Origin of the sequence: Streptomyces sp. NPDC015346 (assembly GCF_043078785.1) — a bacterium.
In the GTDB taxonomy this organism is placed as follows: Bacteria; Actinomycetota; Actinomycetes; order Streptomycetales; family Streptomycetaceae; genus Streptomyces.
This window is the reverse complement of record NZ_JBIBTW010000008.1, coordinates 109427-131512: the sequence shown is the minus strand read 5'-3', so window position 1 is coordinate 131512 and position 22086 is coordinate 109427. Positions and strand designations below refer to the sequence as shown.

20 protein-coding genes are annotated in these 22086 nt (G+C 71.1%); 8 read left to right on the top strand and 12 right to left on the bottom strand.

All coding sequences use genetic code 11. The features are described 5' to 3' along the window. Positions 1–170 precede the first annotated feature (170 nt). Complete coding sequence (locus tag ACF06X_RS27145; RefSeq protein ID WP_392289905.1) at positions 171–1103, bottom strand: PaaX family transcriptional regulator C-terminal domain-containing protein; 933 nt, start codon at positions 1101–1103, stop codon at positions 171–173. Next, positions 1103–1705 carry a GNAT family N-acetyltransferase gene (locus ACF06X_RS27140; RefSeq protein ID WP_392290185.1) on the bottom strand — a complete coding sequence of 201 codons (603 nt, stop codon included), beginning with the start codon at positions 1703–1705 and terminating at the stop codon, positions 1103–1105. The genes ACF06X_RS27145 and ACF06X_RS27140 overlap by 1 nt, the downstream gene beginning before the upstream one ends. A 219-nt stretch (positions 1706–1924) precedes the next feature. On the opposite strand from ACF06X_RS27140, the gene ACF06X_RS27135 reads away from it, so the two are divergent. Next, the gene (locus tag ACF06X_RS27135) at positions 1925–2986 is read left to right on the top strand and encodes an alpha/beta hydrolase family protein (RefSeq protein ID WP_392289904.1); all 1062 of its coding nucleotides are present in this window, start codon (positions 1925–1927) and stop codon (positions 2984–2986) included. Here ACF06X_RS27135 and ACF06X_RS27130 read toward each other — a convergent pair. Further along, positions 2914–3822 carry a hypothetical protein gene (locus ACF06X_RS27130; RefSeq protein ID WP_392289903.1) on the bottom strand — a complete coding sequence of 303 codons (909 nt, stop codon included), beginning with the start codon at positions 3820–3822 and terminating at the stop codon, positions 2914–2916. The two genes, ACF06X_RS27135 and ACF06X_RS27130, sit on opposite strands and share 73 nt — an antisense overlap. 64 nt (positions 3823–3886) lie before the next feature. Here ACF06X_RS27130 and ACF06X_RS27125 point away from each other — a divergent pair, with 64 nt between their 5' ends. The 5 genes from ACF06X_RS27125 to ACF06X_RS27105 all read left to right on the top strand — a co-directional run bounded on the left by ACF06X_RS27125 (position 3887) and on the right by ACF06X_RS27105 (position 11680). Continuing rightward, positions 3887–4357, top strand: coding sequence for a DUF418 domain-containing protein (locus ACF06X_RS27125; protein WP_392289902.1), 471 nt, complete (start codon positions 3887–3889; stop codon positions 4355–4357). Positions 4358–4959: 602 nt separating this feature from the next. Continuing rightward, a complete protein-coding gene (gene lanKC, locus ACF06X_RS27120; RefSeq protein WP_392289901.1) occupies positions 4960–7638 on the top strand; it encodes a class III lanthionine synthetase LanKC in 2679 nt (892 codons plus the stop codon). Further along, the gene (locus tag ACF06X_RS27115; protein WP_355109764.1) at positions 7635–7763 is read left to right on the top strand and encodes a SapB/AmfS family lanthipeptide; all 129 of its coding nucleotides are present in this window, start codon (positions 7635–7637) and stop codon (positions 7761–7763) included. The genes lanKC and ACF06X_RS27115 overlap by 4 nt, the downstream gene beginning before the upstream one ends. 222 nt (positions 7764–7985) lie before the next feature. Next, the gene (locus ACF06X_RS27110) at positions 7986–9893 is read left to right on the top strand and encodes an ABC transporter ATP-binding protein (protein ID WP_392289900.1); all 1908 of its coding nucleotides are present in this window, start codon (positions 7986–7988) and stop codon (positions 9891–9893) included. A gap of 32 nt (positions 9894–9925) precedes the next feature. After that, the gene (locus ACF06X_RS27105; protein WP_392289899.1) at positions 9926–11680 is read left to right on the top strand and encodes an ATP-binding cassette domain-containing protein; all 1755 of its coding nucleotides are present in this window, start codon (positions 9926–9928) and stop codon (positions 11678–11680) included. A 35-nt stretch (positions 11681–11715) separates the two neighbouring features. Here ACF06X_RS27105 and ACF06X_RS27100 read toward each other — a convergent pair whose 3' ends face one another. Beyond that, positions 11716–12369, bottom strand: coding sequence for a DNA-binding response regulator (locus ACF06X_RS27100; protein ID WP_392289898.1), 654 nt, complete (start codon positions 12367–12369; stop codon positions 11716–11718). A gap of 336 nt (positions 12370–12705) precedes the next feature. Beyond that, positions 12706–13455, bottom strand: coding sequence for a ZIP family metal transporter (locus ACF06X_RS27095; RefSeq protein ID WP_392289897.1), 750 nt, complete (start codon positions 13453–13455; stop codon positions 12706–12708). Between the two features lie 241 nt (positions 13456–13696). Here ACF06X_RS27095 and ACF06X_RS27090 point away from each other — a divergent pair, with 241 nt between their 5' ends. Continuing rightward, positions 13697–14152 (top strand): ATP-binding protein, encoded by a 456-nt coding sequence (locus tag ACF06X_RS27090; protein ID WP_392290184.1) that lies wholly within the window; start codon positions 13697–13699, stop codon positions 14150–14152. 143 nt (positions 14153–14295) lie between these two features. On the opposite strand, the gene ACF06X_RS27085 is transcribed toward ACF06X_RS27090, so the two are convergent. The 4 genes from ACF06X_RS27085 to ACF06X_RS27070 all read right to left on the bottom strand — a co-directional run bounded on the left by ACF06X_RS27085 (position 14296) and on the right by ACF06X_RS27070 (position 16715). Then, a complete protein-coding gene (locus ACF06X_RS27085; protein WP_392289896.1) occupies positions 14296–15108 on the bottom strand; it encodes a hypothetical protein in 813 nt (270 codons plus the stop codon). 87 nt (positions 15109–15195) lie between these two features. Then, positions 15196–15624 carry a DUF3662 domain-containing protein gene (locus ACF06X_RS27080; RefSeq protein WP_392289895.1) on the bottom strand — a complete coding sequence of 143 codons (429 nt, stop codon included), beginning with the start codon at positions 15622–15624 and terminating at the stop codon, positions 15196–15198. Between the two features lie 31 nt (positions 15625–15655). Beyond that, positions 15656–15802, bottom strand: coding sequence for a hypothetical protein (locus tag ACF06X_RS27075; protein ID WP_392289894.1), 147 nt, complete (start codon positions 15800–15802; stop codon positions 15656–15658). A gap of 97 nt (positions 15803–15899) precedes the next feature. After that, the gene (locus ACF06X_RS27070) at positions 15900–16715 is read right to left on the bottom strand and encodes an AraC family transcriptional regulator (RefSeq protein ID WP_392289893.1); all 816 of its coding nucleotides are present in this window, start codon (positions 16713–16715) and stop codon (positions 15900–15902) included. A 53-nt stretch (positions 16716–16768) separates the two neighbouring features. Here ACF06X_RS27070 and ACF06X_RS27065 point away from each other — a divergent pair, with 53 nt between their 5' ends. Continuing rightward, positions 16769–17959, top strand: a complete 1191-nt coding sequence (locus ACF06X_RS27065) for an MFS transporter (protein ID WP_392289892.1) — start codon at positions 16769–16771, stop codon at positions 17957–17959. Positions 17960–17993: 34 nt separating this feature from the next. Here the strand turns inward: ACF06X_RS27065 and ACF06X_RS27060 are convergent, their stop codons facing one another. The 3 genes from ACF06X_RS27060 to ACF06X_RS27050 form a co-directional block, all read right to left on the bottom strand. After that, positions 17994–18362, bottom strand: coding sequence for a VOC family protein (locus ACF06X_RS27060; protein ID WP_392289891.1), 369 nt, complete (start codon positions 18360–18362; stop codon positions 17994–17996). A 263-nt stretch (positions 18363–18625) separates the two neighbouring features. Further along, complete coding sequence (locus tag ACF06X_RS27055; protein WP_392289890.1) at positions 18626–20647, bottom strand: ABC transporter ATP-binding protein; 2022 nt, start codon at positions 20645–20647, stop codon at positions 18626–18628. A 513-nt stretch (positions 20648–21160) separates the two neighbouring features. Next, entirely contained in the window at positions 21161–21853 is a 693-nt protein-coding gene (locus tag ACF06X_RS27050) for a hypothetical protein (RefSeq protein ID WP_392289889.1), read from the bottom strand. Positions 21854–22086: the final 233 nt, after the last annotated feature.

Sequence of the window (22086 nt, the reverse complement as noted above, 5' to 3'; positions counted from 1 at the left end):
TACGGAGAACAGCGTCGCCCCGGGATGACGACTCACATGGATGGGCAACCGGTCGACGGGTCCGAGCCGAACTATTCGAGCAGTCACCTTCCAGCTCCCCCCGCTCGTTTCGGTGGGAGGAGTTTATGTGCCGCCATCCGGAGGGCGGAGGCGGCGCGCGGCGATCACTGTCAGGTGAGGCGTTCGGGGATCGATGCGAGCAGGTCTTTGTACTGGACGAACAGGCGGGGTGCAGGGGTCCCGGCAGGGGCGTGGGTGCCGGCCTCGGCGAGCGCGGTCCAGCAGGCGGCCGTGAGGCGGCGGGCGTGGGCGCCGGGCCAGGGGTGGGGGAGGAGCTCGGGGGGCAGGAGGGGGTCCGGTTCCATGGCGTCGGTGAAGGCCGCCGCGAGCTGGATGGCCATGGTCAACTGCTCGGTCGCGCTGGGCTCGTCCGGCTGTGCGAGCCGGTCGAGGCATACCTGGGCGAGGTCGGCGAGGCGGTCGTACCGGGCGGCGATGTCGTCCAAGGGCCAGAGCGCGGCGGCCAGGGAGGGCGGATGATCGACGTCCCCGACGCTCAGGTCGGTGCTGGTGAGGCGGGTGACCGCGCGGGTGACGCCGAGGTGGCGGACCTGGGCCTCGACGAGTTCTTCGATGGGGTTCGCGCTGACATAGAGGCCGCTTTGGACCGGGGCGGCGCCGAGGTGGCGCAAGGTGTCGCGCAGGGTGTCACGGGAGGTCCTGCTCGACTCGGGGATGGCGAAGGCGAAGAGGTGCCAGACACCGTCCCAGGGAGCGAGCCCATGGTCCTGGCGGTAGGCGTGGCGGACGTAGGCGACGTTGGGAGTGATCGCGCCGGTGATGTCGGCGACCGCCTTCAACACGGCCTTGCGTCCGCGGCCTTCGTGGGTGAAGCGGCCCTCGGCGACGAGCCGCTTGACGCACAGGCGGACCTGTTGGTCGGTCATGCCGAGCAGACCGGCGACGGCGTAGAGCTCACCGGCGTCGACGGTGCCGTCCTCGCGGACCAGGGCATGGACGAGCAGTCGGGTGGGGACGGGCACAGGGGCGGTGTCGTACGCGTCGCCCCGCGTGCCCACCGGCCTGTTCGGGCGGGTACTCATCAAGCCTCCCGGCGGTTCGTCGAGACGGCCGGTGTGACGGGCCGGTGCATGGTGGTGACGGCGCCGAAGCCCATCAGGTGACGCAGGTACGGGGTCTTCTCGGTGCGTACGGCGACGAAGCCGTGCCGTTCGTACAGGGCCCGGGCGCGCGGGTTGACGTCGATGACATCGAGGCGGACACGTCGGCAGGAGTGATCGGCGGCCACGGCCGCGATCTCGCGCAGCAGGAGGCCGCCGATGCCTTTGCCCCGGTGCTCGGGGGCGACGGCAATGCCGTCCATCACGAGTTCCCCGTCGGCGGGTTGCCGTTCCAGCAAGGCGAGAAGCGCCAGGCGGGGCAGTCCGCGCAAGGTCCCGTACGTGGACAGGACGTCGCCCGCGCCACCGCCGGTCAGGCCGCGTCCCGTGAGCTGGTAGCCGGCCACCCCCGCCACCTCGCCGTCGACGACGGCGACCACACCGCGGTCGTGGTGGAGATGCGCGGCGAGGAAGGCGCGGGCCTTGTCCGGTGGGTTCAGGGCGGCGCCGAGCTTCCGCCCGAACGCCTCCCAGTACAGCGCGGCCACACGGGACTCACTGCCCTCGGGGACGCCCCTGCGCATCTCCGGGCCGCCGTCCACATCCTCCGGCCTGTGTCTCGCCCTCTTCGGGGTGTCCATCGGCTCCATCGGCTCCGCCGGCTCCGTCGGTTTCCTCGGAATCGTCGGCTTCATCGGCATCCCTCCGCGCGGCGGGCCGAGTCGCCCGACACTTGCACTATCGATCGTACTACGTTCATTCTGAGAACGAGCGTATCGAAGTTGATAGTTTTGGGGGAGTGTATGAACCGACGTATGGCGCCGCTCGCACGGCGTCGCCGGCGCGTCCTTGTGTGGTCGCTGGTCGTCGTGATGCTGCTGGGCACGGGGCTCGGCGGTGTCGCCGTCTGGCAGAACACCTACGCGTTACGGGAGGAGCGCATCACCGTGCGGCACGAGGGGCGGCTGCTGGACGGCGTCCTGGCGCGGCCGCAGAGCGACGACAGCCCTTCGGGCCTGGTGGTCTTCGTCCACGGCGACGGGCCCATCGACGCCACACACGACACCTTCTACCGGCCTCTGTGGGAGTCCTTCGCGAAGGCCGGCTACGCCTCGCTCTCCCTGAGCAAGCCCGGCGTCGGCGCCTCCGAGGGGAACTGGCAGGACCAGAGCATGGACGACCGCGCGGACGAGATCCTCGCCGTGATCGCCTGGGCCCGCACCCGTCCCGACATCGACGGCCGGCGCATCGGCCTGTGGGGGGCCAGTCAGGCCGGGTGGGTGCTGCCCAAAGTCGCGGCCCGCGACCGCTCTCTGCGGTTCGTCATCGCTGTCTCGCCGGCCGTCGACTGGCAACAGCAGGGGCGCTACAACCTGCTCGCCGAACTCCGCGGGAACGGCGCAAGCCAGGACGAGACACGAACGGCGCTGCGACGGCGCGAGACGACCCTGCGCCTCCTGCGGCAGAGCGCGACCTTCGAGCAGTACCGCGCCGCCGTCGGCCACACCGACGGCATGACCGCCGAACGCTGGCGGTTCATCGCCAAGAACTACCGCTCCAACGCGAGTGAGGACCTGCGCGCCATGCGCGGCACCCCCACGCTCCTGGTGCTGGCCGGGCACGACGTCAACGTCGACGTCGCCGATACCGAGGCCGCGTACCGCCGCATCCTGCCGCCCGCCTCCCTGACGGTGCGCCACTACCCCGACGCCACCCACTCCCTGGTCGACCACGCCGTCGAGAACTCCGCTCCACGCCTCACCCTGACCGCCGTATTCGCCCCACGACGCCTCTACGCAGCCGGATTCCTCGCCGACCAGCGCCGCTTCGTCGAGCAGATCACCGACCGCAAGGGGACCGAGTGACCCCCGCAGCCAGCGCAACCACGGCTACCACCGCAACCACGGCTACCACCGCAACCACGGCTACCACCGCAACCACGGCTACCACCGCAACCACGGCTACCACCGCAACCACCGCAACCACCGCGCCTCCTTCCCGGGCGGCCGGACGCCTCGCCCACGTCGACGCCCTGCGCGGCTTCGCACTGCTGGGCATCCTCATCGTCAACATCGGCTACCTGGCCTCCACCTACCACGGCACGGGCCTGGAGGACCCCGGCTTCGCTTCGCCGCTCGACAACGCGGTCCGATGGTTCGTCGCCGTGTTCTTCGAGGCCAAGTTCTTCCTCTTGTTCTCGTTCCTGTTCGGCTACAGCTTCACCCTCCAACTCTCCTCCGCCGAACGGCACGGAGCACGCTTCGCCCCCCGCTTCCTGCGGCGCCTGGCCGGCCTGTTCGTCCTGGGCGCCCTGCACGCGGTCCTGCTGTTCCCCGGCGACATCCTCACCACGTATGCGGTGCTCGGCCTGATCCTGCTCGCCGCCCGTCGTCTGCGGCCCCGTACCGCCGTGCGCACCGCCGCCGCTCTCTTCGTCCTCACCGCCGCCGCGTACGTCCTGCTCGCGCTCGCCACCCACGCGACAGGCGGCTCCGGAGCGGACCCGGGCACGGCGGCCGGTGCCGAGCGGGCCGCCGAGGCGCTGCGCGGCGGCCCGGCGTCCGTGGTCTCCGCCCACCTTGAGCAGCTGCCCGACGTACTGATCCTGCTCGTCTTCTTCCAGGCTCCGGCCGCCCTGGCCGCCTTCCTCCTCGGCCTCGCCGCAGGAAGGCGCCAAGCCCTCGGGGACCTCGTCCGCCATCGCAGGACCCTGGGCAGGCAGGCTCCAGTGGATCGGCTTCCCACTGGGGCTGCTCGGCGGTTTCGTGTACGCCCACGCGAGCCTGGAGCATCCGGGTGGCGCGTACCAGATCCTCGCCCTGGGCATCGACGTCGTCACCGCCCCGCTGCTGGCCGCCGCCTACGCCGCGACGGTCCTCCGGCTCGCCTGCGGCGGCCGGCATGCGGATCGGCTGATCGCGCTGCTCGCCCCGGCGGGCCGTATGACCTTGACCAACTACCTCACCCAGTCCCTCGTCCTCGCCCTGCTGTTCACCGGCTACGGCGCAGCCCTGGTCGGCCATGTGCCTCCTTCGGCCGTCCTGGCCATCGCCCTCCTGCTCTTCATGGCGCAGGCCGTCACGAGCCGCTGGTGGCTGCGCCGGTACGGTTACGGCCCGCTGGAATGGCTGCTGCGCTCCTGGGCCACCCTGACCCGGCCGCCCCTCCGCCGAAGCGAGGCCGCCCCGCGCCGCCCCGGCCCTGCCGGACCGGCCCGCGACGGTGACCGGTCGTGAGCGCCCCGGGACCCCCACCGAGACCGGTGGTGGCGTGTGAGGGCTGGTGGGTGGGGCACTCGGGGTGCGTACGAGGGTGTGGAACAGAGTGAGGAGACAGCGATGCAGAGTGCCCCTGAGCCGGAGCTGCCGGACCGAGTTCCGGCGAACGACGATGCGGTGACGCCGGATTTGCCGGCGGCGGGGCCCGGTGCACCCGACATCCGGGTCCCGGGCGCCGGTGAACGGAAGGACGCACCTGACGAGGACGATCGGCGACGAAGCGGAGGCGAAGAGCGCCGCGGGGAGGCGCCGGCTGCCGGACCGGGTACGCCCGCACCGCAGGAGCCCACCGGCTAGAGCGGTGGTGTCGCAGGGAGAGAGTGCGCCGGTCGTCGATGTTCGACGTTCGATGCTCGCGGCCCGCGGCTGCGGCGCCACCGCGGTCCACGTGGATGCGAGAGTTCGGCGAGCGTCCGGCGAGAGTCCGGTGCGCTTAGACACCCGGACCCAGGGGCCCGGTTACCTGTGCGTAGCGCATGGACGGAAGGTGACAGCGGCGACTGTCGAGGCCCGTGGGGGCCGTGACAACGTCGACTCGTCACCGACCGAGGGAGTGCGTTGTGAACAAGGGGTACGCGGTCTTCTGCGACGCCGACCGTCACTTCTACGACGCCCCGCACCGCCTGCTCTTCGCCGACGGGGCGGGCGACTCCCTGTATCCGGCCGCCACGCTCCCCGTCCCCGAGGGCTGGACCGCCCACCGGACGGGCGACTGGCTCGCCCTGCGTCCGCTGGGCCGCACGCTCCCGGCGCAGGGCTGGAAGATCCACGTCTCGGCCGGTCTCGACAACGCGGAGACGGTCCTCGCCACGGTCCGGGACTACTGCCTGCGTCATGAAGTGGCGTTCAAGTTCGTGCCGAGCCGCTACCTGCTGCACCAACGGAACGCCAAGTACGCGGACCGTGCGGCGAGCGGCAAGTTCATCACGGTGTACCCCGCCGACGACGGGCAGTGCGACCGCGTGGCCACCGACCTGGCCGGCCTGCTCGACGGCGAGCCGGGCCCCTACATCCTCAGCGACCTGCGGTGGGGCAGCGGCCCCGTGCATCTGCGGTACGGCAGCTTCACCCGCCGCCACTGCTACGACGAACACGGGGAGCTGCGGCCGGCCATCGAGGACGGCTCGGGCACTCTCGTACCCGATCAGCGCGGTCCCGTCTTCCGTGTGCCCGAGTGGGTGACCCCGCCCCCCTTCCTGCGCCCGCACCTCGACGCGAGGGCCGCGGTGACCGTCCAGGACATGCCGTACGAGATCGAGAAGGCCCTGCATTTCTCCAACGGCGGCGGCGTGTACGAAGCCCGGCATCGGCCGACCGGGAGGCGGGTCGTCCTGAAGGAGGCGCGGCCGTACGCCGGGCTTGCCGCCGACGGCGCCGACGCCGTCACGCGGCTGCACCGCGAGCGCAGCGCGCTGGAGCGGCTCTCGGGGCTCGCCTGCACACCGGAGGTGCTCGACAGCTTCACCATCGGCGACCACCACTTCCTCGCCCTCGAGTTCGTGGAGGGCAAGCCGCTCAACACCTTCTTCGCCCGCAGACATCCGCTGATGGAGGCCGATCCGTCGGCGGAGCGGCTCGCCGAGTACACGGACTGGGCCCTGCGGATGCACAGGCTCGTCGAGCAGGCTGTGGCAGCGGTGCACGCACGCGGGATCGTCTTCAACGACCTGCACCTGTTCAACATCATGGTGTCCGAGGACGAGTCCTCCGTGGTGCTGCTGGACTTCGAGGCGGCACAGCCCGCCGCGCGGAACGGCCGCCAGACCGTCGCCAACCCGGCGTTCGTCGCACCCGCCGACCGGCGCGGCCTCGACGTGGACCGCTACGCCCTCGCGTGCCTGCGCATCGCCCTGTTCGTCCCGCTCACCAGCCTCTTCGCCGTGGACCGTGCCAAGGCCGCGCACCTGGCGGAGGTGGCGGCGGCGCAATTCCCGGTACCTCGGGAGTTCCTGGACGCGGCGGTACGGGAGATCATGCGCGAGCCGGCCGGCGACCCGCCCCGGGAGGGCACGCCGGTGCCCCGCCGTCCCGCGGGCGGTGCCCGTTTCCTTCCCGAGGAGCCGGGAGACTGGCCGCGCAGCCGCGACTCGATGGTGCGCGCGATCCTGGCGTCGGCTACACCCGATCGGGAGGATCGTTTCTTTCCCGGCGACATCGCGCAGTTCGCCACAGCCGGTGGCGCCGTGTCCCTCGGCTACGGCACCGCGGGGGTCCTCCACGCCCTCCACGAGAGCGGCGCCGAACGATGCCCGGAAGCGGAGGCCAGACTCCTCCGACACGCGAAAGAGCCCGAGTCCGGCACGCCACTCGGCTTCTACGACGGGCTGACCGGCGTCGCGTGGACCCTCCAGCGGCTCGGGCATACGGCGTCCGCTCTCGAACTGGCCGAACTCGTCCTCGGAGAGGACCACGACGCACTCGCCCCCGACCTGCACGGCGGAACGGCCGGCATCGGCCTTGCCCTGGACGCACTGGCCACCGCCACCGGCGAGAAGGGCCTGCACGAGGCGGCCCTGCGGTGCGCCGAACTGACCGCCCGCCCGCCGGCCGCCTCCTCCCGGGCGGCAGCCGGAAAACCCGGCGGGGTGCGGACCGGACTGCTGCACGGTGGGGCCGGCCGGGCACTGCTCTTCGTCCGGCTCTACGAACGTACCCGGGACACCGCCCTTCTCGACCTCGCCGCCGAAGCGCTCCACGACGACCTCTCCCGGTGTGTGCGCGGAATCTCCGGCACCCTGCACGTCGACGAGGGCTGGCGCACGATGCCGTACCTCGGAGCCGGCAGCGTGGGCATCGGCATGGTGATCGACGACTACCTGCTCCACCGTCGCGACGACACCCTCGACCGGGCCCGCCGCGAGATCGTGCGGGCGGCGCAGGCCACGTTCTACGCCCAGCCGGGGCTCTTCCGCGGAGCCGCCGGGATGGTGCTCCACCTCGCCCGCACGAACGCCGGAGGGCCTGGCACGAAGCCCGCGGACGTACGCCGCCAGGTCGGCTGCCTGACCTGGCACGCGATGTCCTACCAAGGCCATCTGGCCTTCCCCGGCGAACAGATGATGCGGCTCTCCATGGACCTCGCCACCGGCACCGCGGGCGTCCTGCTGGCCCTCGCGGCAGCGCTGGGCGACCGCCCGGCACACCTGCCGTTCCTCCCGCCGCTTCCGCGGCCCCAGTACCGGCCCCGATCCGGGGTCGTCCATGCACCACCGTCCCCACACGAAAGGAAACGATCATGAACCTGCTCGACCTGCAGTCGCTGGAGACCCCCAAGGACGAGGCCGTCGGTGACGTCGAGACCGGCAGCCGCGCGAGCCTGCTGCTCTGCGGCGACAGCAGCCTCAGCGTGACGACCTGTAACTGACCCGGTCCGGCGCCGCGCACGGCGGCTGATGGCGTCGGCGCGGGCCCGGTGCCCCTGGAGCGCGTCTCCCGGGGCACCGGCCGTCGGGCCCGAGCGCGAGGGGCGGCCCCGGACGGGAAGCCGACAGCGCCCTCGCTCGTGCGCATCCGCCAGGAGAAGTCGCTCGTGCGCATCCGCCACGGGAGGTCGCTCGTGCGCATCCGCCAGGAGAAAGGGCATCGGATGGCCTCGCCGACCGGCTCCGACCGACTGCTGCGCGGCGCCGTACGGCACACCGCGGGCACCACGGTCGCGCTGCTCGTCTGCTCGGTCGCCGGTGCGGCCTGCTCGCTCGCCGTACCCGCCGTGGCCGGCAAGACCCTCGACCTCCTGTTGCGCCAACACCCCGACGCGGGCACCTGGCTCGCATACGCGGCCGTGCTGCTCGCCGCGGAGGTCCTGCTGGAGACCGCTTCGGTCCTGCTCACCCAGCTCACCAACGCCCGCGCCACCGCCTGGATCCGCCGACGCGCGCTGTCCGGGCTGCTCCGCACCGCCCCGCACCGCGCCTCGGCACACACCGGCGGCGACGTCGCCGCCCGGCTGTGCGTCAACGCCACGGACAGCGGCACCGCACCGGCGGCGCTCGCGTCCTCGGTGTCCTCCGTACTCGCCCCGGCCGGTGCCCTCGTCGCGCTGGCCCTCATCGACCCCTGGCTCGCCGCCGTCTTCCTCGCCGGTCTGCCCCTGCTCCTCCTGCTGCTGCGCGCGTTCGCACACCAGTCCTCCGACACGGTCGTCCGGTACCAGCAAGCGCAGGGTGCCATCGCCGCCCGGCTGGCCGAGGCACTCAAAGGGGCGCGCACGATCGCCGCCGCGGACACGGTACGCCGCGAGGAGGAGCGCATCCTCGCCCCACTGGAGGACATGACGCGGCACGGAACGCGCATGTGGCTCGTCCACGGTCGCGCCGTGGCCCGTAGCGGCGTCCTGCTCCCGTTGCTCACCACGGCCGTGGTGGCGGTGGCGGGGACCCGACTCGCTTCGGGGGAGCTCAGCGTCGGTGAACTGCTCGCCGCCTCCCGGTACGCCGCCCTCGCCGCCGGAATCGGAGGCATCGCGGCACCGCTCGGCACGCTGGTCCGGGCCCGCAGCGCCGGACGCCGCACCGCCGAACTGGCCGATCTTCCGCAGGTGTCGTACGGCTCCACCGCCTTGCCGGCGGACGGACCGGGCGGCCTGGAACTGAGGGGGGTCCGGGTGGTGCGCGACGGCGTGCCGCTGCTCACGGAAGTGACGCTCGCGATCGACGGTGGGGCGACGGTCGCCGTCGTCGGCCGCTCGGGAGCCGGCAAGTCGACCCTGGCCGCCGTCGCCGGCCGGTTGACCGACCCCGACGCGGGACGCGTCCTCCTCGACGGTGTCGACGTGGACCGGCTGACCCACACCGAACTGCGCGGGGCAATCGCCTACGCGTTCGCCCGGCCCGCCTTCGACGGCGGCGCTGCCGCCACGGTCCGTGCCGCGGTCGCCGCCGGGATTGGCCCCGGCCAGGGCCCCGTCACGGCCGCCGAGGTCAGACAGGCGGCGAGGGCCGCGAGCGCCGACAGCTTCGTCCGACTGCTGCCGCACGGGTACGACACTCCCTTGGACGATGCGCCGCTCTCCGGTGGCGAGAGTCAACGACTCGGACTGGCGCGGGCGTTCATCGGATCGGGGCGCCTGCTCATCCTCGATGACGCGATGTCGAGCCTGGACACGGCCACCGAACGGCAGGTGGAGCTCGCCCTCTCCACTCGGATGCGGCCGTGCACCAAGTTGATCGTGGCCCACCGGGTGTCCACCGCGGCCCGCGCGGATCGGGTCGTCTGGCTGGAGGCGGGCCGCGTGCGGCGGTACGCACCGCACCGCCGGCTGTGGGAGGACCCGGACTACCGCGCGGTGTTCCTGGCCGAGGCGTCACCACCGACGGGGGGCGCGGGCGCGGGTGCGGGCGCAGGTGCGGAGGGGGAGGCGGAGGTCACCGTGTCATCGGCTCTCCCTCAGCCGCCAGCGCCGGCGCCGGGACCGGCACCAGTACCGGCACCCGTTGCACGGGCGTCCCGTTCCGCTGAACGCTCCGCCCACAACGGACCCGGAGCGGGCGAATGACCGCAGGAGGGTCCCGGCGGTCCCGACATCTCATGGCTTCGGCGGCGGTATTTCTCGGCCGCCGCAAGGGCGTGCTGGTCAGACTGGCGGCATGGTCCGCGGCCGAGTCCGCGCAGACGTTCCTCGGCGGCTACTGCGTCGCACGGTCTCTGGACGACGGCTTCCTGCGGGGCGCTCCAGTGGCCGGGCTGCTCTGGCTGACCGGCGCCGCCGTGGCCATCCTTCTCGGTGCTCCGGTCGTCCGCGGGGTCTTCGCCGAACTCGCGCAGCTCACGGAACCGTTGCGCGACCACCTCGTACAGCGGTCGGTGGAGCGCGCGCTGCGTGCCGCCACCGGGGCGGGCGCGGGCGCCGGCGCCGGCATGGGCATGAGCACGGGCGCGGGCGCGGGCGCGACCGTGGACACGACCGCGGTGTCCCGGCTGACCAGCCAGACCGAGATCGCCCGCGACAGCTTCGCCGGGCTGGTGCTCGCCGCCCGCTCCTTCGTCTTCGTCGCAGCGGGAGCCCTGGTCGGTCTGCTGTCACTCGCGCCCCAGTTCCTCCTCGTCGTCCTGCCACCGCTGGTGCTGGGCCTGGCCCTGTTCACCGTGTCCCTGCGTCCCATGGCACGGGTCCAGCACCGTTACCTCGACGCGGACGAGGCCGTCGGACGGCGCGCCGACATCACGTGCACCGCCCTGCGCGACATCGTCGCCTGCGGCGCCCAGGACACGACCGCCGCACACAACCGGCGGGCGATCGACGAGGCCGCCGCCGCCCAGCGCGCCATGGCCCGCTGGGCGGCGGTACGCACTCTCTCCGTGGCGACGGCGGGGCAGTTGCCGGTGTTCCTGCTGCTCGCCGCAACCCCGTGGCTCCATCGACAGGGGGTTACGACCGGCGCCCTCGTGGGTGCGCTCACCTACGTCCTCCAGGCGCTGCTGCCGGCTCTGCACACGCTGATGACGGTCCTGGGCGCCGCCGGAGCGCGTCTCTTCGTCATCCTCGACCGACTCACCGGGCCGCTGCCCGAACGCGCTCTTCCCACCGCCCCCGACCGCGGGCCCGCTCGCAGGGGCCGCGCGACGGCGGCACTGGAGCTGACCGGCGTCCGGGCCGCGTACGGGCCCGGCACCCGTGCCGTCCTGGACGATCTCGAACTGACCGTCGAGGACGGCGAGCACATCGCCGTCGTCGGCCCGAGCGGCATCGGCAAGTCGACTCTGCTGCGGGTCGCGGCGGGGTTGCTGACACCCGACCAGGGCGACGTACGGATCTCCGGCCGCCTCGCCCGAGCCTGCCGCCCGTCGGATCTGGCGGCCCTGCGCGTACTGATCCCGCAGGAGGCCTACGTCTTCACGGGCACCCTGCGGGAGAACCTCCGGTATCTGCGGCCCGACGCCGGCCGGTCCGACGTCGACGAGGCCGTACGGGTACTGGCGCTGAGCGCTCTCGTCGACCGTCTCGGTGGGCTCGACCGTCCGCTGACACCGGGGTCTCTCTCCCTCGGCGAACGGCAGCTGATCGCCCTCGGGCGCGCGCATCTCTCCCCAGCCCCCCTGCTGCTGCTCGACGAGGCGACCTGCCATCTGGACCCGGTGGCGGAGGCCGCGGCCGAGCGCGCCCTGCGCGCCCGGCCAGGGACGCTGGTCGTCGTGGCCCACCGGCTGTCGTCCGCCCTGCGCGCGGACCGGGTCCTCGTCCTCGACGGCACCCGGGCCCAGTACGGCACGCACGATGATCTGCTCGTGCGCTCCGCTCTCTACCGCGACCTGGTGGGTCACTGGAACGACGTCCAGGCGTGAAGGGTGAGGGCCCGGGAGACGTCACGCGACGGCGATCAGGTCCACCCGGCACCCTGGGCGATCCGGATGGCGTCCACCCGATTGCGAGCGCCGACCTTGCGGATGACGCTCGCCATGTAGTTGCGCACCGTGCCCCTGGAGAGGTAGAGCGTCGCGGCGATCTCGGCCACCGGCGCCCCCTTGGCGGCCAGCGAGAGAACCGTGAGCTCACGCCGGGTGAGGGGCATCTCCGCGGCTTGGAGAAATCCGACGGCGAGCGTGTCGTCGATGAAGCGCTCGCCCGCGGCGACACGGTGCACCGCCTCGAGTAAGCGGCCCTTGGAGCCGTTCTTGTCGACGAATCCGGTGGCTCCCGCCGCGTGGGCCCGGCGCAGCACACCAGGCCGCTGTGCGGGGATCAGCGCCAGCAACGCCGAACCGCCCGCCGAAGCCGAACCGTTCGCTGAAGCTGAAGCTGAAGCTGAAGCCGACGTCGAAGCCGACGTCGACGCGGTGGCTGGTGTCGCCTCACCCGGGGATGGCAGACACTCGGCATCGGCGACATACACGTCAGGCGGCGGCGTCTCGTGGGCCGGCCCCTGCGGCCAGTGCGGAAGCGAGGAAACGACCAGGCCCCCACCCGATCGCAGCAGTTCCACAAGCGCGGCTCGCAGGAGCTGTGCTTCGTAGACCACCGTCACTCTTATCATTCCCACCCCTTCGGTCCTCCGTCATGCCAGGGAGCATGGCGCGAGCAGCCACCCCACCCCTCTGCCCTTGCCTCCGGGGCGAGAACGCGGCACCGGGCGCACGAGGGGCGCACTGGGGGGCGCCTGGGCCGGAACTGTTCCATCACCCCGCTCAATGCGCAGGTCGGCGGTGTGGGGTGCGGGCCGGGGTACGTGGGGAATGTCCCGATCCATTCTCCCTACGCGGACAGTGCCGCGGCATCTCCCGTACCCGTACGGTGTCGGGGCCTGGTCCCCGAATCCGCGATTGGCTTTCGCGCACCGGGGGACGTCAAGGCCGCGTCGGTGCCTGCGAGGTCAGCCGTGGGACAGCATGAAGGCCGTGAGGAAGCCGAGCACTGTGGTGAAGCCTGTGAGGAGGTGTGCCTGCTCGAAGGCTTCGGGGATCATCGTGTCGGCGATCATGGCGAGGATCGCTCCCGCCGCCAAGGCGGTGATCGCTGCCATGGTCGTATGCGAGGCGTCTCCGAGGAGGGTGTAGCCGGCCAGTGCGGCGAGTGCGCTGATCACGGCGATGGCGGTCCACAGGGTGAAGATGTAGGTGCGGCTCCGGCCGGCCCGCTGCATGCCCGCGGCGCTGGCCAGTCCCTCGGGGAGGTTGCTGATGAAGACGGCGGCGACGGTGGCTGTTCCCACGTGACCGCCGCCGAGGAGGCTGGTACCGATGACGACCGATTCCGGGATGCCGTCCAGGAGCGCGCCGACAGCGATCGCGTTGCCGGATCCGGGCTGTTCCTGCTCGGAGGGCTGCTGATCACCGGAACGCTTGCGATGGCGGGCGCCGTGCCGGGACAGCAACACGTTCGCCAGGGAGTAGAGACCGGCCCCGCCCAGTGCCCCGGCCGCCGTCGGCACTGTGCCGCCCAGTTCATGAGCCTCCGCCATCAGGTCGAAGGAGACTGCCGAGATGAGCACTCCGCTGCCGAATGCCATGATCAGCGCCACCCACCGTGGGGGCACGGAAAAGAATGATCCGGCGACGGCCCCCACAAGGAGCGCTGCCCCGGCGAACAGCCCCCATCCGCCTGCCACCAACGCGTCGGCCATGAGCATCCTTCCGTTCGCCGCCTCTGTCGGTAGGTCGCCTACCCGTAGCGGCTCGCGTATCCACCGGCGTGACCGCCGTCCGAGCCCGCCGGCTCCCGCGGGACGAGCGTGGGCCGGAACCGTAATCGCTGACAGGCCATTCACCACGCCTGCCGGGACCGTTGCCGGGTACCCGGCTCCTGTACGGACAACGATGTGGACATGTGGGCACGCGGATCAGCGGACCCGGGGAGTGATGACGGTGACAGTCAAGGCGATGGGTTGGGCACATTCGTTCCCCGTGTCCGGGGGCGTGCGGGCCGGACGGCAGTGGACGCGGGAGCACCTGGAATCCTTGGCGTGGACGGCCGAGGAGCCCGAGACGGTGGACGCCATCGTCCTGACCGTGTCCGAACTCCTCACCAATGCCCACATCCACGCGCACAGCGACGCGCAACTCGTCCTCACCTGGGACGGCGACTGCCTCCACATCAGCGTCCACGACGACGACCCCACGCTGCCCAGGCCCCGCAATCCCGACGAGGGAGCGGTCTCCGGCCGGGGTGTGAGTATCGTGCAGGCCCTCGCCGACGAGTGGGGCATGCGATGTCTGCGGCACGGCAAGACGGTCACAGCGTGCTTCCGCCCGGCCGGCGCCCCGCACGGCGACGGCGCTGATTCCCCCACCGATGACGAGCAGTCGGAACCGCCGCCCTGACCGTCCCCCCGAGGCGCTGAGGCGCTGACGCTGTCAGCGCTCGAGCGGTCGGCACTGTCGGCGTCAGGCGAATGCCCTCAGCCTGATACACGCGCAAGTGGTCATGCTGGGGGCTTGGAGGTTGGTTGCCGGGCGGCTCGTCGTCAGCGGGCCCAGGGCAGTCGTACCGCCTCGATCTCGATGTCGTCGAGCAGCGCTTCGATGAGGGCCGGAGGGCCGGCGACCTTGGTACCCCACAGGTCGTAATCGGTGCACAAGACCCATGAGTGGTCCTCGGCCCAGAAGTTGGACGGGCTGAAGTCCGCCTCGGGGTTGCCGTAGAGGATCTCGGCATCGCCGAGGCGACCGGCTTGTACATGGAGGTTCTCGAAGTCGGCGGCCCCGAGCATCAGCGGGTTGTAGTAGGCCAGGCAGGCAGTGCCCGGCCCTGCGGGACTGTGCTCGGTGAGGATGGCGACCAGCCGGTTCCACGTCTCGCGGTCCAGGCTGCCCTCGGTGGGCGGACGAATGCCAAGCGGCCAGCTGTTGTTCTTCCTTGCCGAGGGAAAGCATCGGTAGGAAGGCAGCAGCCTCTCGGGCACGACGGGATCGCCGGTACGCCGGGCGAGTTCCGCCCAGCGCAGCCGCCGCCAGCCGCGGCCGGGGTGCTCGGCCCGGCCCAGCCCGCCTCCCGTGGCGATACCCACTTCGAGGTCGACGCCGGCAAGGGGGTCGGGCTTGATGCTTCCGTCCGCCAGGCGCGCCAGCCGTGCCTGGCGGTACTCGTGGTACGACACCTCGGTCAGCTCGTTCTGGTCCTCGTGTTCGTACATGGCGTTGAGGACCCAGACGGCGTCGGGCATCGGGGGCGGCATGTACCCGGTCAGGCCGTCGCCGCACAGCTCCCGGAGCCAGTCGGTCGTACCGGACGGCGCGAGCGGCCACAGGTCTGACAGCAGGTTCGATTCCTCGGGCATGTGGCCATGATCCCGGCATCACTGACGCTCAGGCAGCTCGCCCGTGTTCTTCGGTCTCGAAGTCGACGCCTGGCCGCATGATCGCGGTCACGTTGTGGCGGGGGGCGGGCCGCTTTCCGGTGGAAAGGCGTCGGCGCGCACGTAGGGCATGGGGCTGCTGTACACCCGGTACTGTTCGCCGGAAGGGAGGGGCGTCGGGGTGATGTGCACCGTGAGAGGCCCCGCCCACTCGTAGCCCCTTTCCACTCCGTGGCGTGCGAGGTTGTCCGCCAGTGCCTCTCCCACGTCACCGCAGCCATGGCGCACCAGCTCAGCGTGCACCTTCGCATCCAGCTCCACTTCGTACGCGTTCGGCGCCACCACACGGCTCTCGCTGCACACCACGGCGTGGCGATCGCATTCATGCTGGAGAGCGTCGAGCAGTTCGACGGGCTGGTGGGGGTGAGCCTTTTCGAGAAGAGCTTGCTGCCACCGCTCCAGTGCTCGTTCCCACCGTGTCAGTGTCTCCCAGGCCATGCCCCTCACCCTCCCTTCGCACCGTGTGCTGTCACCGGCGTCCGCGCAGCCGCCCGAGCAGAGTGCGCGCTTGGGCGCGCTTGCGCGGGTCGGCGGCGGCACGCCGGACCGACGCGACCGCTCGCTGTCCCTGCGGCGTGCGGGCGTACTGCTTGAGTCGCGCGATCAATCCGGGCATGTCGTCCTCCCTAGGGCCGTGTGTACGGACCGCATACCCGGCCACGTCGCAACGATGCCCGGCGCAGGCGACACCACGGTTCGCCGGCTCACAGGCGTCACCGGTCGACCCCCGGCCGAAGGCGACGCGGTCGCCGCGTCTGTACGGTCGGGGCCGCTGATGCTCTTCGCTCCCGCGGCCGGTGCCTGCCTGGCGTGTCGCCATAGGCCCGGCGGAAGACGTCGATGAACGCGCTGGCGGACGACCAGCCACACTGGTGCGCCACGGTGGTCACCGGCACGTCCTCGGCCAGCAGCACCAGGGCATGGTAAAGACGTAACTGGGTGCGCCACTGAGGGAACGTCATGCCGAGGTCGGACATGAACAGCCGGGACAATGTGCGCGTACTGGCGCCGGCCTCCCTGCTGAGAGCCGTCAGGGTGCGTTGATCACCGGGATCGGCGCGCAGGACGTCGCAGACTCGTTTGAGCCGCGTATCCGTGGGAGCCGGCAGGTGGACCGGCTGCTGTGGCGAGGCTGCCAGCTGGTCCAGCAGTACGGCCAGCAGGCGCCGACGCTCGGGACTGTCCTCCTCGGGGTCACCGGTGTAAGCCAGGATCAACTCCCGCAGCAGGGGCCCGGCGGTCAGGACGGTCGGAGCGTCCAGCCCCAGGGGATTGTCCGTCGCCGGCAGGCCGACCAGACGCAGATCAAGCGCCCCGTGGGCGTGATGGGCATGCACCGTTCCGGCCGGGACCCAGATGGCCCGGGTCGCCGGCGCGATCCACGTACCGACGTCGGTGGTGATGGCCAGCACGCCGCGCGCGGCGTAGACGATCTGGTGATCGTCGTGGCGGTGGGCGTCGATGTCCGAGCCGGGCGCCAGCCACTGGGTGCGTGTCGGGGCAACCGGCTCGTGGCGGATTCGCGTCATGAGTTGTCTTTATATCGGAAGTGCGACAACGGGGGAGTGGCGACGATGGCTGAGTGGCGAGAAACAAAGCGATCACTCTGTTGTCCATCGGGCATGCCTGCGTCGACGTCTACCAGGGCGCCGTGGCCGCGCTCGTCCCGTACTTCGTCGCCGAACGCGCCTACACCTACGCCGCGGCATCGGGCATCGTGCTGGCCGCCTCCCTCCTGTCCTCCGTGGCACAGCCGATGTTCGGAGTGCTCACCGACCGGCGTGCGATGCCCTGGCTGCTGCCTGTGAGCACGGTCGTCGGCGGTGTGGGTGTCGCACTGAGCGGACTCGGCGGCTCCTACACCCTCACCCTCCTCTTCGTCGCCGTCTCCGGCGTGGGCGTCGCCGCCTACCACCCCGAGTCCGCACGCGTCGCGCGCCTCGCCGGCAACGGCAGTCACTCGGCGATGGGCTGGTTCTCACTCGGCGGCAACCTCGGCTTTGCCGCCGCCCCTGCCTTGGTGGCTGTGTCCATCGGTGCCGGAGGCTTGCGGTTCTCACCCCTGCTGGTGATCCCCGCCCTTGCCGGCAGCGTGCTGTGCCTGCCCGTTCTGCGCGGTATGGAGCGCATGACACCCGCCTCTTCCGACGCGCCCACGGCTCACGCGAACCCTGACGACACCGCTTCGTTCGTGAAGCTCACACTGGCTGTGGTCGGCCGGTCGATCGTCTTCATCGGCCTGAGCACCTTCATCTCCTTCCATGTGCGGGAGCGGACGGGCGGCGGTGTCGCCGCGGGGACCGCGGCGTTGGTCGTGCTCTATCTCGGCGGCGCGGTGGGCACCGTCCTGGGCGGCAATCTGGCCGAGCGCTGGGACCGGGTCACGGTGGTGCGCGGGTCCTACCTCTTCACCGTTTTCGCCGTAGCGGGGCTCGTCTTCGTACCGGGGCCGGCTGTCTACGTGTTCGTGGCGTTGACCTCGGCCGGCCTGTACATTCCGTTCTCGCTGCAAGTCACTCTCGCCCAGGACTACCTGCCCAGCCGCGTGGGCACCGCCGGCGGCATCACCTTGGGCCTGACGATCAGCATCGGCGGTCTCCTCAGCCCTTTGATCGGACGCCTGGCCGACGCCACATCCCTGCGGACCGCCCTGATCCCGCTGATCGCGATGCCCGCCCTGAGCTGGCTGCTCTTCCTGACCCTCACGGAACCTGCCGTACCCGGACGCCCTACGCAGGCCCCGCCGCCGGCTCCACAGAAGGTGGAGACGTGATCTCGCCGTCAAGCGTCATGCCTCCGGAACCGCGTCACCGGGCCGGGATCGGCTGAGTGAGGTTCACCGGGTTGCCGTCGGGGTCCTGGATGTGGGCGACGCGCTGTCCCCACGGCATGTCGGTGGGGCCGCCGCGGACCGAGCCGCCCAGCGCCTCCACCCGGCCGAGCGTCTCGTCGACGTCGTCGACACCGATGCTGAGCAGGATCCGCGACGCCGCCCCAGTCCCCGGGTCCGCCTTCGCCACGAGCCCGAGGTCGGTGTCACCGATGCGCAGGCCGAGGTAGAAGGCGGGGCCTTCCGCCGGTACCCGGAAGATCTCCTCAGCGCCGAACAACTTCGTATAGAAGCCGAGCAGAACGTCATGGTCGGCAGTCACGATCACTGGCTGGATGGTGGACATGGCACTCCTGTCGAGAACGGTCGTGTCGCTGGGTAGACCGTTGGAGGACGGTGAACTCATCGGCAGGACCACCCCGCCAGACGATTGCCGGCACAGACTGCCGCCCAGGAGCAGCACGAGCACCCCTGAACGAGGTCAGGCCACCTCGCTGACCGGCTACGTCAAGAGGTCGGAGCTTCACTGACGTCCAGGTGCCGGCAGAAAGAAGCGGATTACTCATCCATCGTCACCCTGGCCTGCAATGGACTCGGAGACGGACGGTGTCATGACCGTGCCTGCCCCTCACCGACGGCGTCGGCCGGCCTGCTCGGTGTCGCGTCCGCCGGGGAAGGCTGCGCCGGCACCGAAGGGTTCAGGAACTGGCGGGCCTGGAGCTCGTACATGTCCTGGAACACGCCGACGCTGGTGGTCGGGTCCATGAGCTCGGCGAAGGTGCCGTGCTCGACGACCCGGCCTTCGTCCAGGACGTAGATGAGGTGCGCGTGCCGGACGCTGTGGAGACGGTGGGTGATCAAGATCGTGGTCTGGCCGGCGCCGGCCAGCTGGTGGATCTGGTCGAAGACCCGCTGCTCGGCGGCCGGGTCGAGCGCGCTGGTCGGCTCGTCCACGATCAGGACGTCGCCGTCCCGGTGCCGGGCGCGGGCGAGGCCGATCTTCTGCCACTGACCGCCGGAGATTTCCTGTCCGCCCTTGTAGCCGCGGGCGAGCAGGCTGTCCAGGCCGCGCGGAAGCCCTTTGACCACCTCGTCGGCGCCCGCGTAGGCCGCCGCGATCTCGATGGTCCGGTCGTCCATCGTGGCGTGGCTGCGGCCGATGCCGATGTTGACCCGGGCGGTGAAGGGCCAGCGGAAGAAGTCCTGGGCGACCATGGCGACGCGGTCGAAGATCTGTGCGCGGTCGGCTTCGGCGGTGCTCACGCCACCCCACAACACCCGGCCAGAGTCGGGAAGCCGGGCGCCGCTCAGCAGACGGACGAGGGTCGACTTGCCCGAGCCGTTCTTCCCCACCAGGGCGACGGTTCTGCCCTGGGGGATGACCAGGTCGACCTCCTGCAGGGACGGCTTGTCGGAGCCGGGATAGGTGAAGGTCACCTTGTCGAACCTGATCTCGCCCACGACCTCGGGCAGGTCGAGCCCGCCGACGGGAATGGCCCGCCGGACGGCCTCCTCGCACAGGGTCTCCAGATCGGCGACGAACAGGGCTTCCTCCTGGACGTCGGTGACGCGCAGGACGAGGTCGGTGATGCTCGCCGCCCCGGTGCGGATCGCCAGCACCGCCGTGCCGGCGACGGCGAGACCCATCTGCCCGTGCCACAGGAGGAGCCCGAGGACTCCGTAGGCGGCGACGGTCGCGATGCCGCGCGCCGAATCGGCGACGACGTTGGTGCGGGCGCCGGTCCACGCGAGCCGCGTCTGCTCCCGCTCGCTGGTCTCGGCCATCTGCCGGAAGTGCTTCAGCAGGAACGGGGCGGCGTCGTGGACGCGGATCTCGGCAGCCGCCTGCTGGTTGATCAGCAGCTGGCTGATCAGCTTGGCGGCACGCACGTGCTGAACGAAGCGGTGCCAGCTGATGTACCGGTGCCGGGCCATGGTCAGTGAACCCCACGCGCTCGGCAGCGCCATGAGGACCAGGAGCGGCAGGAGGACCGGGTGCAGGACCGTGAGCACGCCGGCGGCGGCGATCAGGGAGATCGCGGAGGTGACCACGGCCGTGCAGTAGCCGACCATCCGCCGGGCCGAGTCCGCTCCCCACTGAGCCGAGTCCATCAGTTTGTGAAAGGCATCGTCCTCGATCGCCTCCAGCTCCACCCGCGCCACAAGACCGAGATAGCGCTCCGTCGCCACCCGTTGCGCCTTCGGCTCCAGGATCCCCGTGGCGGCGGACGATGCCGACCCGCACACCGAGCCGACGACCGCGAGGACAGCGACCAGTACGAGCGACGGCAGCGCCGCACGCAGCCGGCCCGGGATGTCCCCTTGGGCCAGGAGCTCGACCAGCAGGCTGTTGACCGCGATGAGGGAGACGGCCTGGGTGATGCCGCGGGCGACCTCGCTCACGGCGACCGTGGTGAAGGCCCGCCGGTCGGCCTCGCGCGCCAGCCGGACGGCCACCGCGACCTGCCTCGGCAGCGAACCGGCCATCGCGCGCAGCCCCAGCTTCAGCCAGGCACCGTCGTGGGCGCCCCACCCGTAGTCGTAGGTGAGCTCGCCCCCGAACAGCAACTGCTCCGAGTCAGACGGACTTCCCGCCGCGGCTGCCAGTGGATCACTGTCGCCGGTCGTCACGCCCCCCACCTCGTATCCGGACGTGATACGCGGAGGGCAGCGGCGGTGCGCCGGGCGGGCACCACGACGGCCGGGAGCCGGGCAGAGACGACCTGAGTGGTGGGAGGGAGCGGAGTCATGGTGGTGGGCAGGGGATACATCGTCGCCTCCGTAAGGGGTGTCCGGGTGTCGTCGGGCTCAACGAGGCGACCCGGCGCATCGAACACACGTCTTTCGGTCGGGATGTCCGCCCCAGCACTGAGCGGAACTGCGAACGTGCGTGCTACACCGACCCTTGCGGCACAACGGAGCGGTGAGGGGACGGACTTGGCCGAAACGCCGACACCGAGGGGTACATCCCTGCTCGGTGGGCGGGTGCCTGAGAGGGGAGTGCCGGTACGGCGGCGGTGGACGGTCGGTCCGACCCCGAAGTCTCTGCCCCCTGCCGGTTCCCATGCATCCGTGGTCCTCGGGAGGCCGCCGTTTCCCCCCGGGCCTCCCGAGAACCCAGCGGAACCGGATGCCGGAACGGGGCTAACGGGCAGCGTCGGGTACCTCGATCCTGCCGGTGAAGGTACGTCGCGTGTCCGCCCGCAGCTCCTGCTCGTATCGGAGCTGCCGGCCCTCGTGCGGGACTGTGAACCCGAAGGAGGACCGATAGGACGTCATTCGGTAGGTGTGCGCGTCCAGGATGAGGGTCTCCTCGAACCCGGCCAGTACGATTCGCTCCTCGCCCGCCGTGACCCCGGCCTTCCGCAGTTTGTCCAGGGTGGGCCGGAACTCTTGGACGGCTTTCGCGATGGCCGGTCGCTCCGACCGGTCGGCCAGCTGCCCGGCGGGGATCCGGATCTGGAGCTTGATCTCGCGGCCGGCCCTGGTGACCTCGATCCGCTCGTCCCTCTCGATGTACGTGATGAAGGAGGCCAGCGCGGCCATCGGGTCCTCCACCTTGGCGGCGATCTCCGGGTCGGTCAGAGGCCCCTTGGTCCAGGGAGTGCCGGGTGCGCCCTTCCGCACGTATCCGGTGCCGTCAACGGCGAAGACCTCCTCGGCCTTTCGCCTGCCCTTGCTGAGAACCGTGCCGCTCTGGTGCAGGGCCTCCGGGCTGCCGGTCCGGTCCACTGTGGCGGAGTACGAGGCGGCGCTGCCCTGCCCTTCCGGTGCGCCGCTCTGCTTCAGCGACTCCTTGCCCGTCACTGCGAAGGTCCACCCGGTCTCGGCATCCATGGCCGCCTTCGCTCGTGCCAGCAGCTCCGCCGGGCCGTCCTCTGGGGCCTCCGAAGCGCCCGCGGCAGGTGCCGAGGCTTTCACGGACTCGGCACCCGCGCCTGGGACCTGCGGCGTTCCGCATCCGCTCATCGCGGTGAGGACGGCCAGGCCCGCTGCTGACCACAAGAGCCGGCTCTTCATCGCCCACATCCGGGACCGAGTATCTGCATGTCTTCTCCACTGTCCAATGT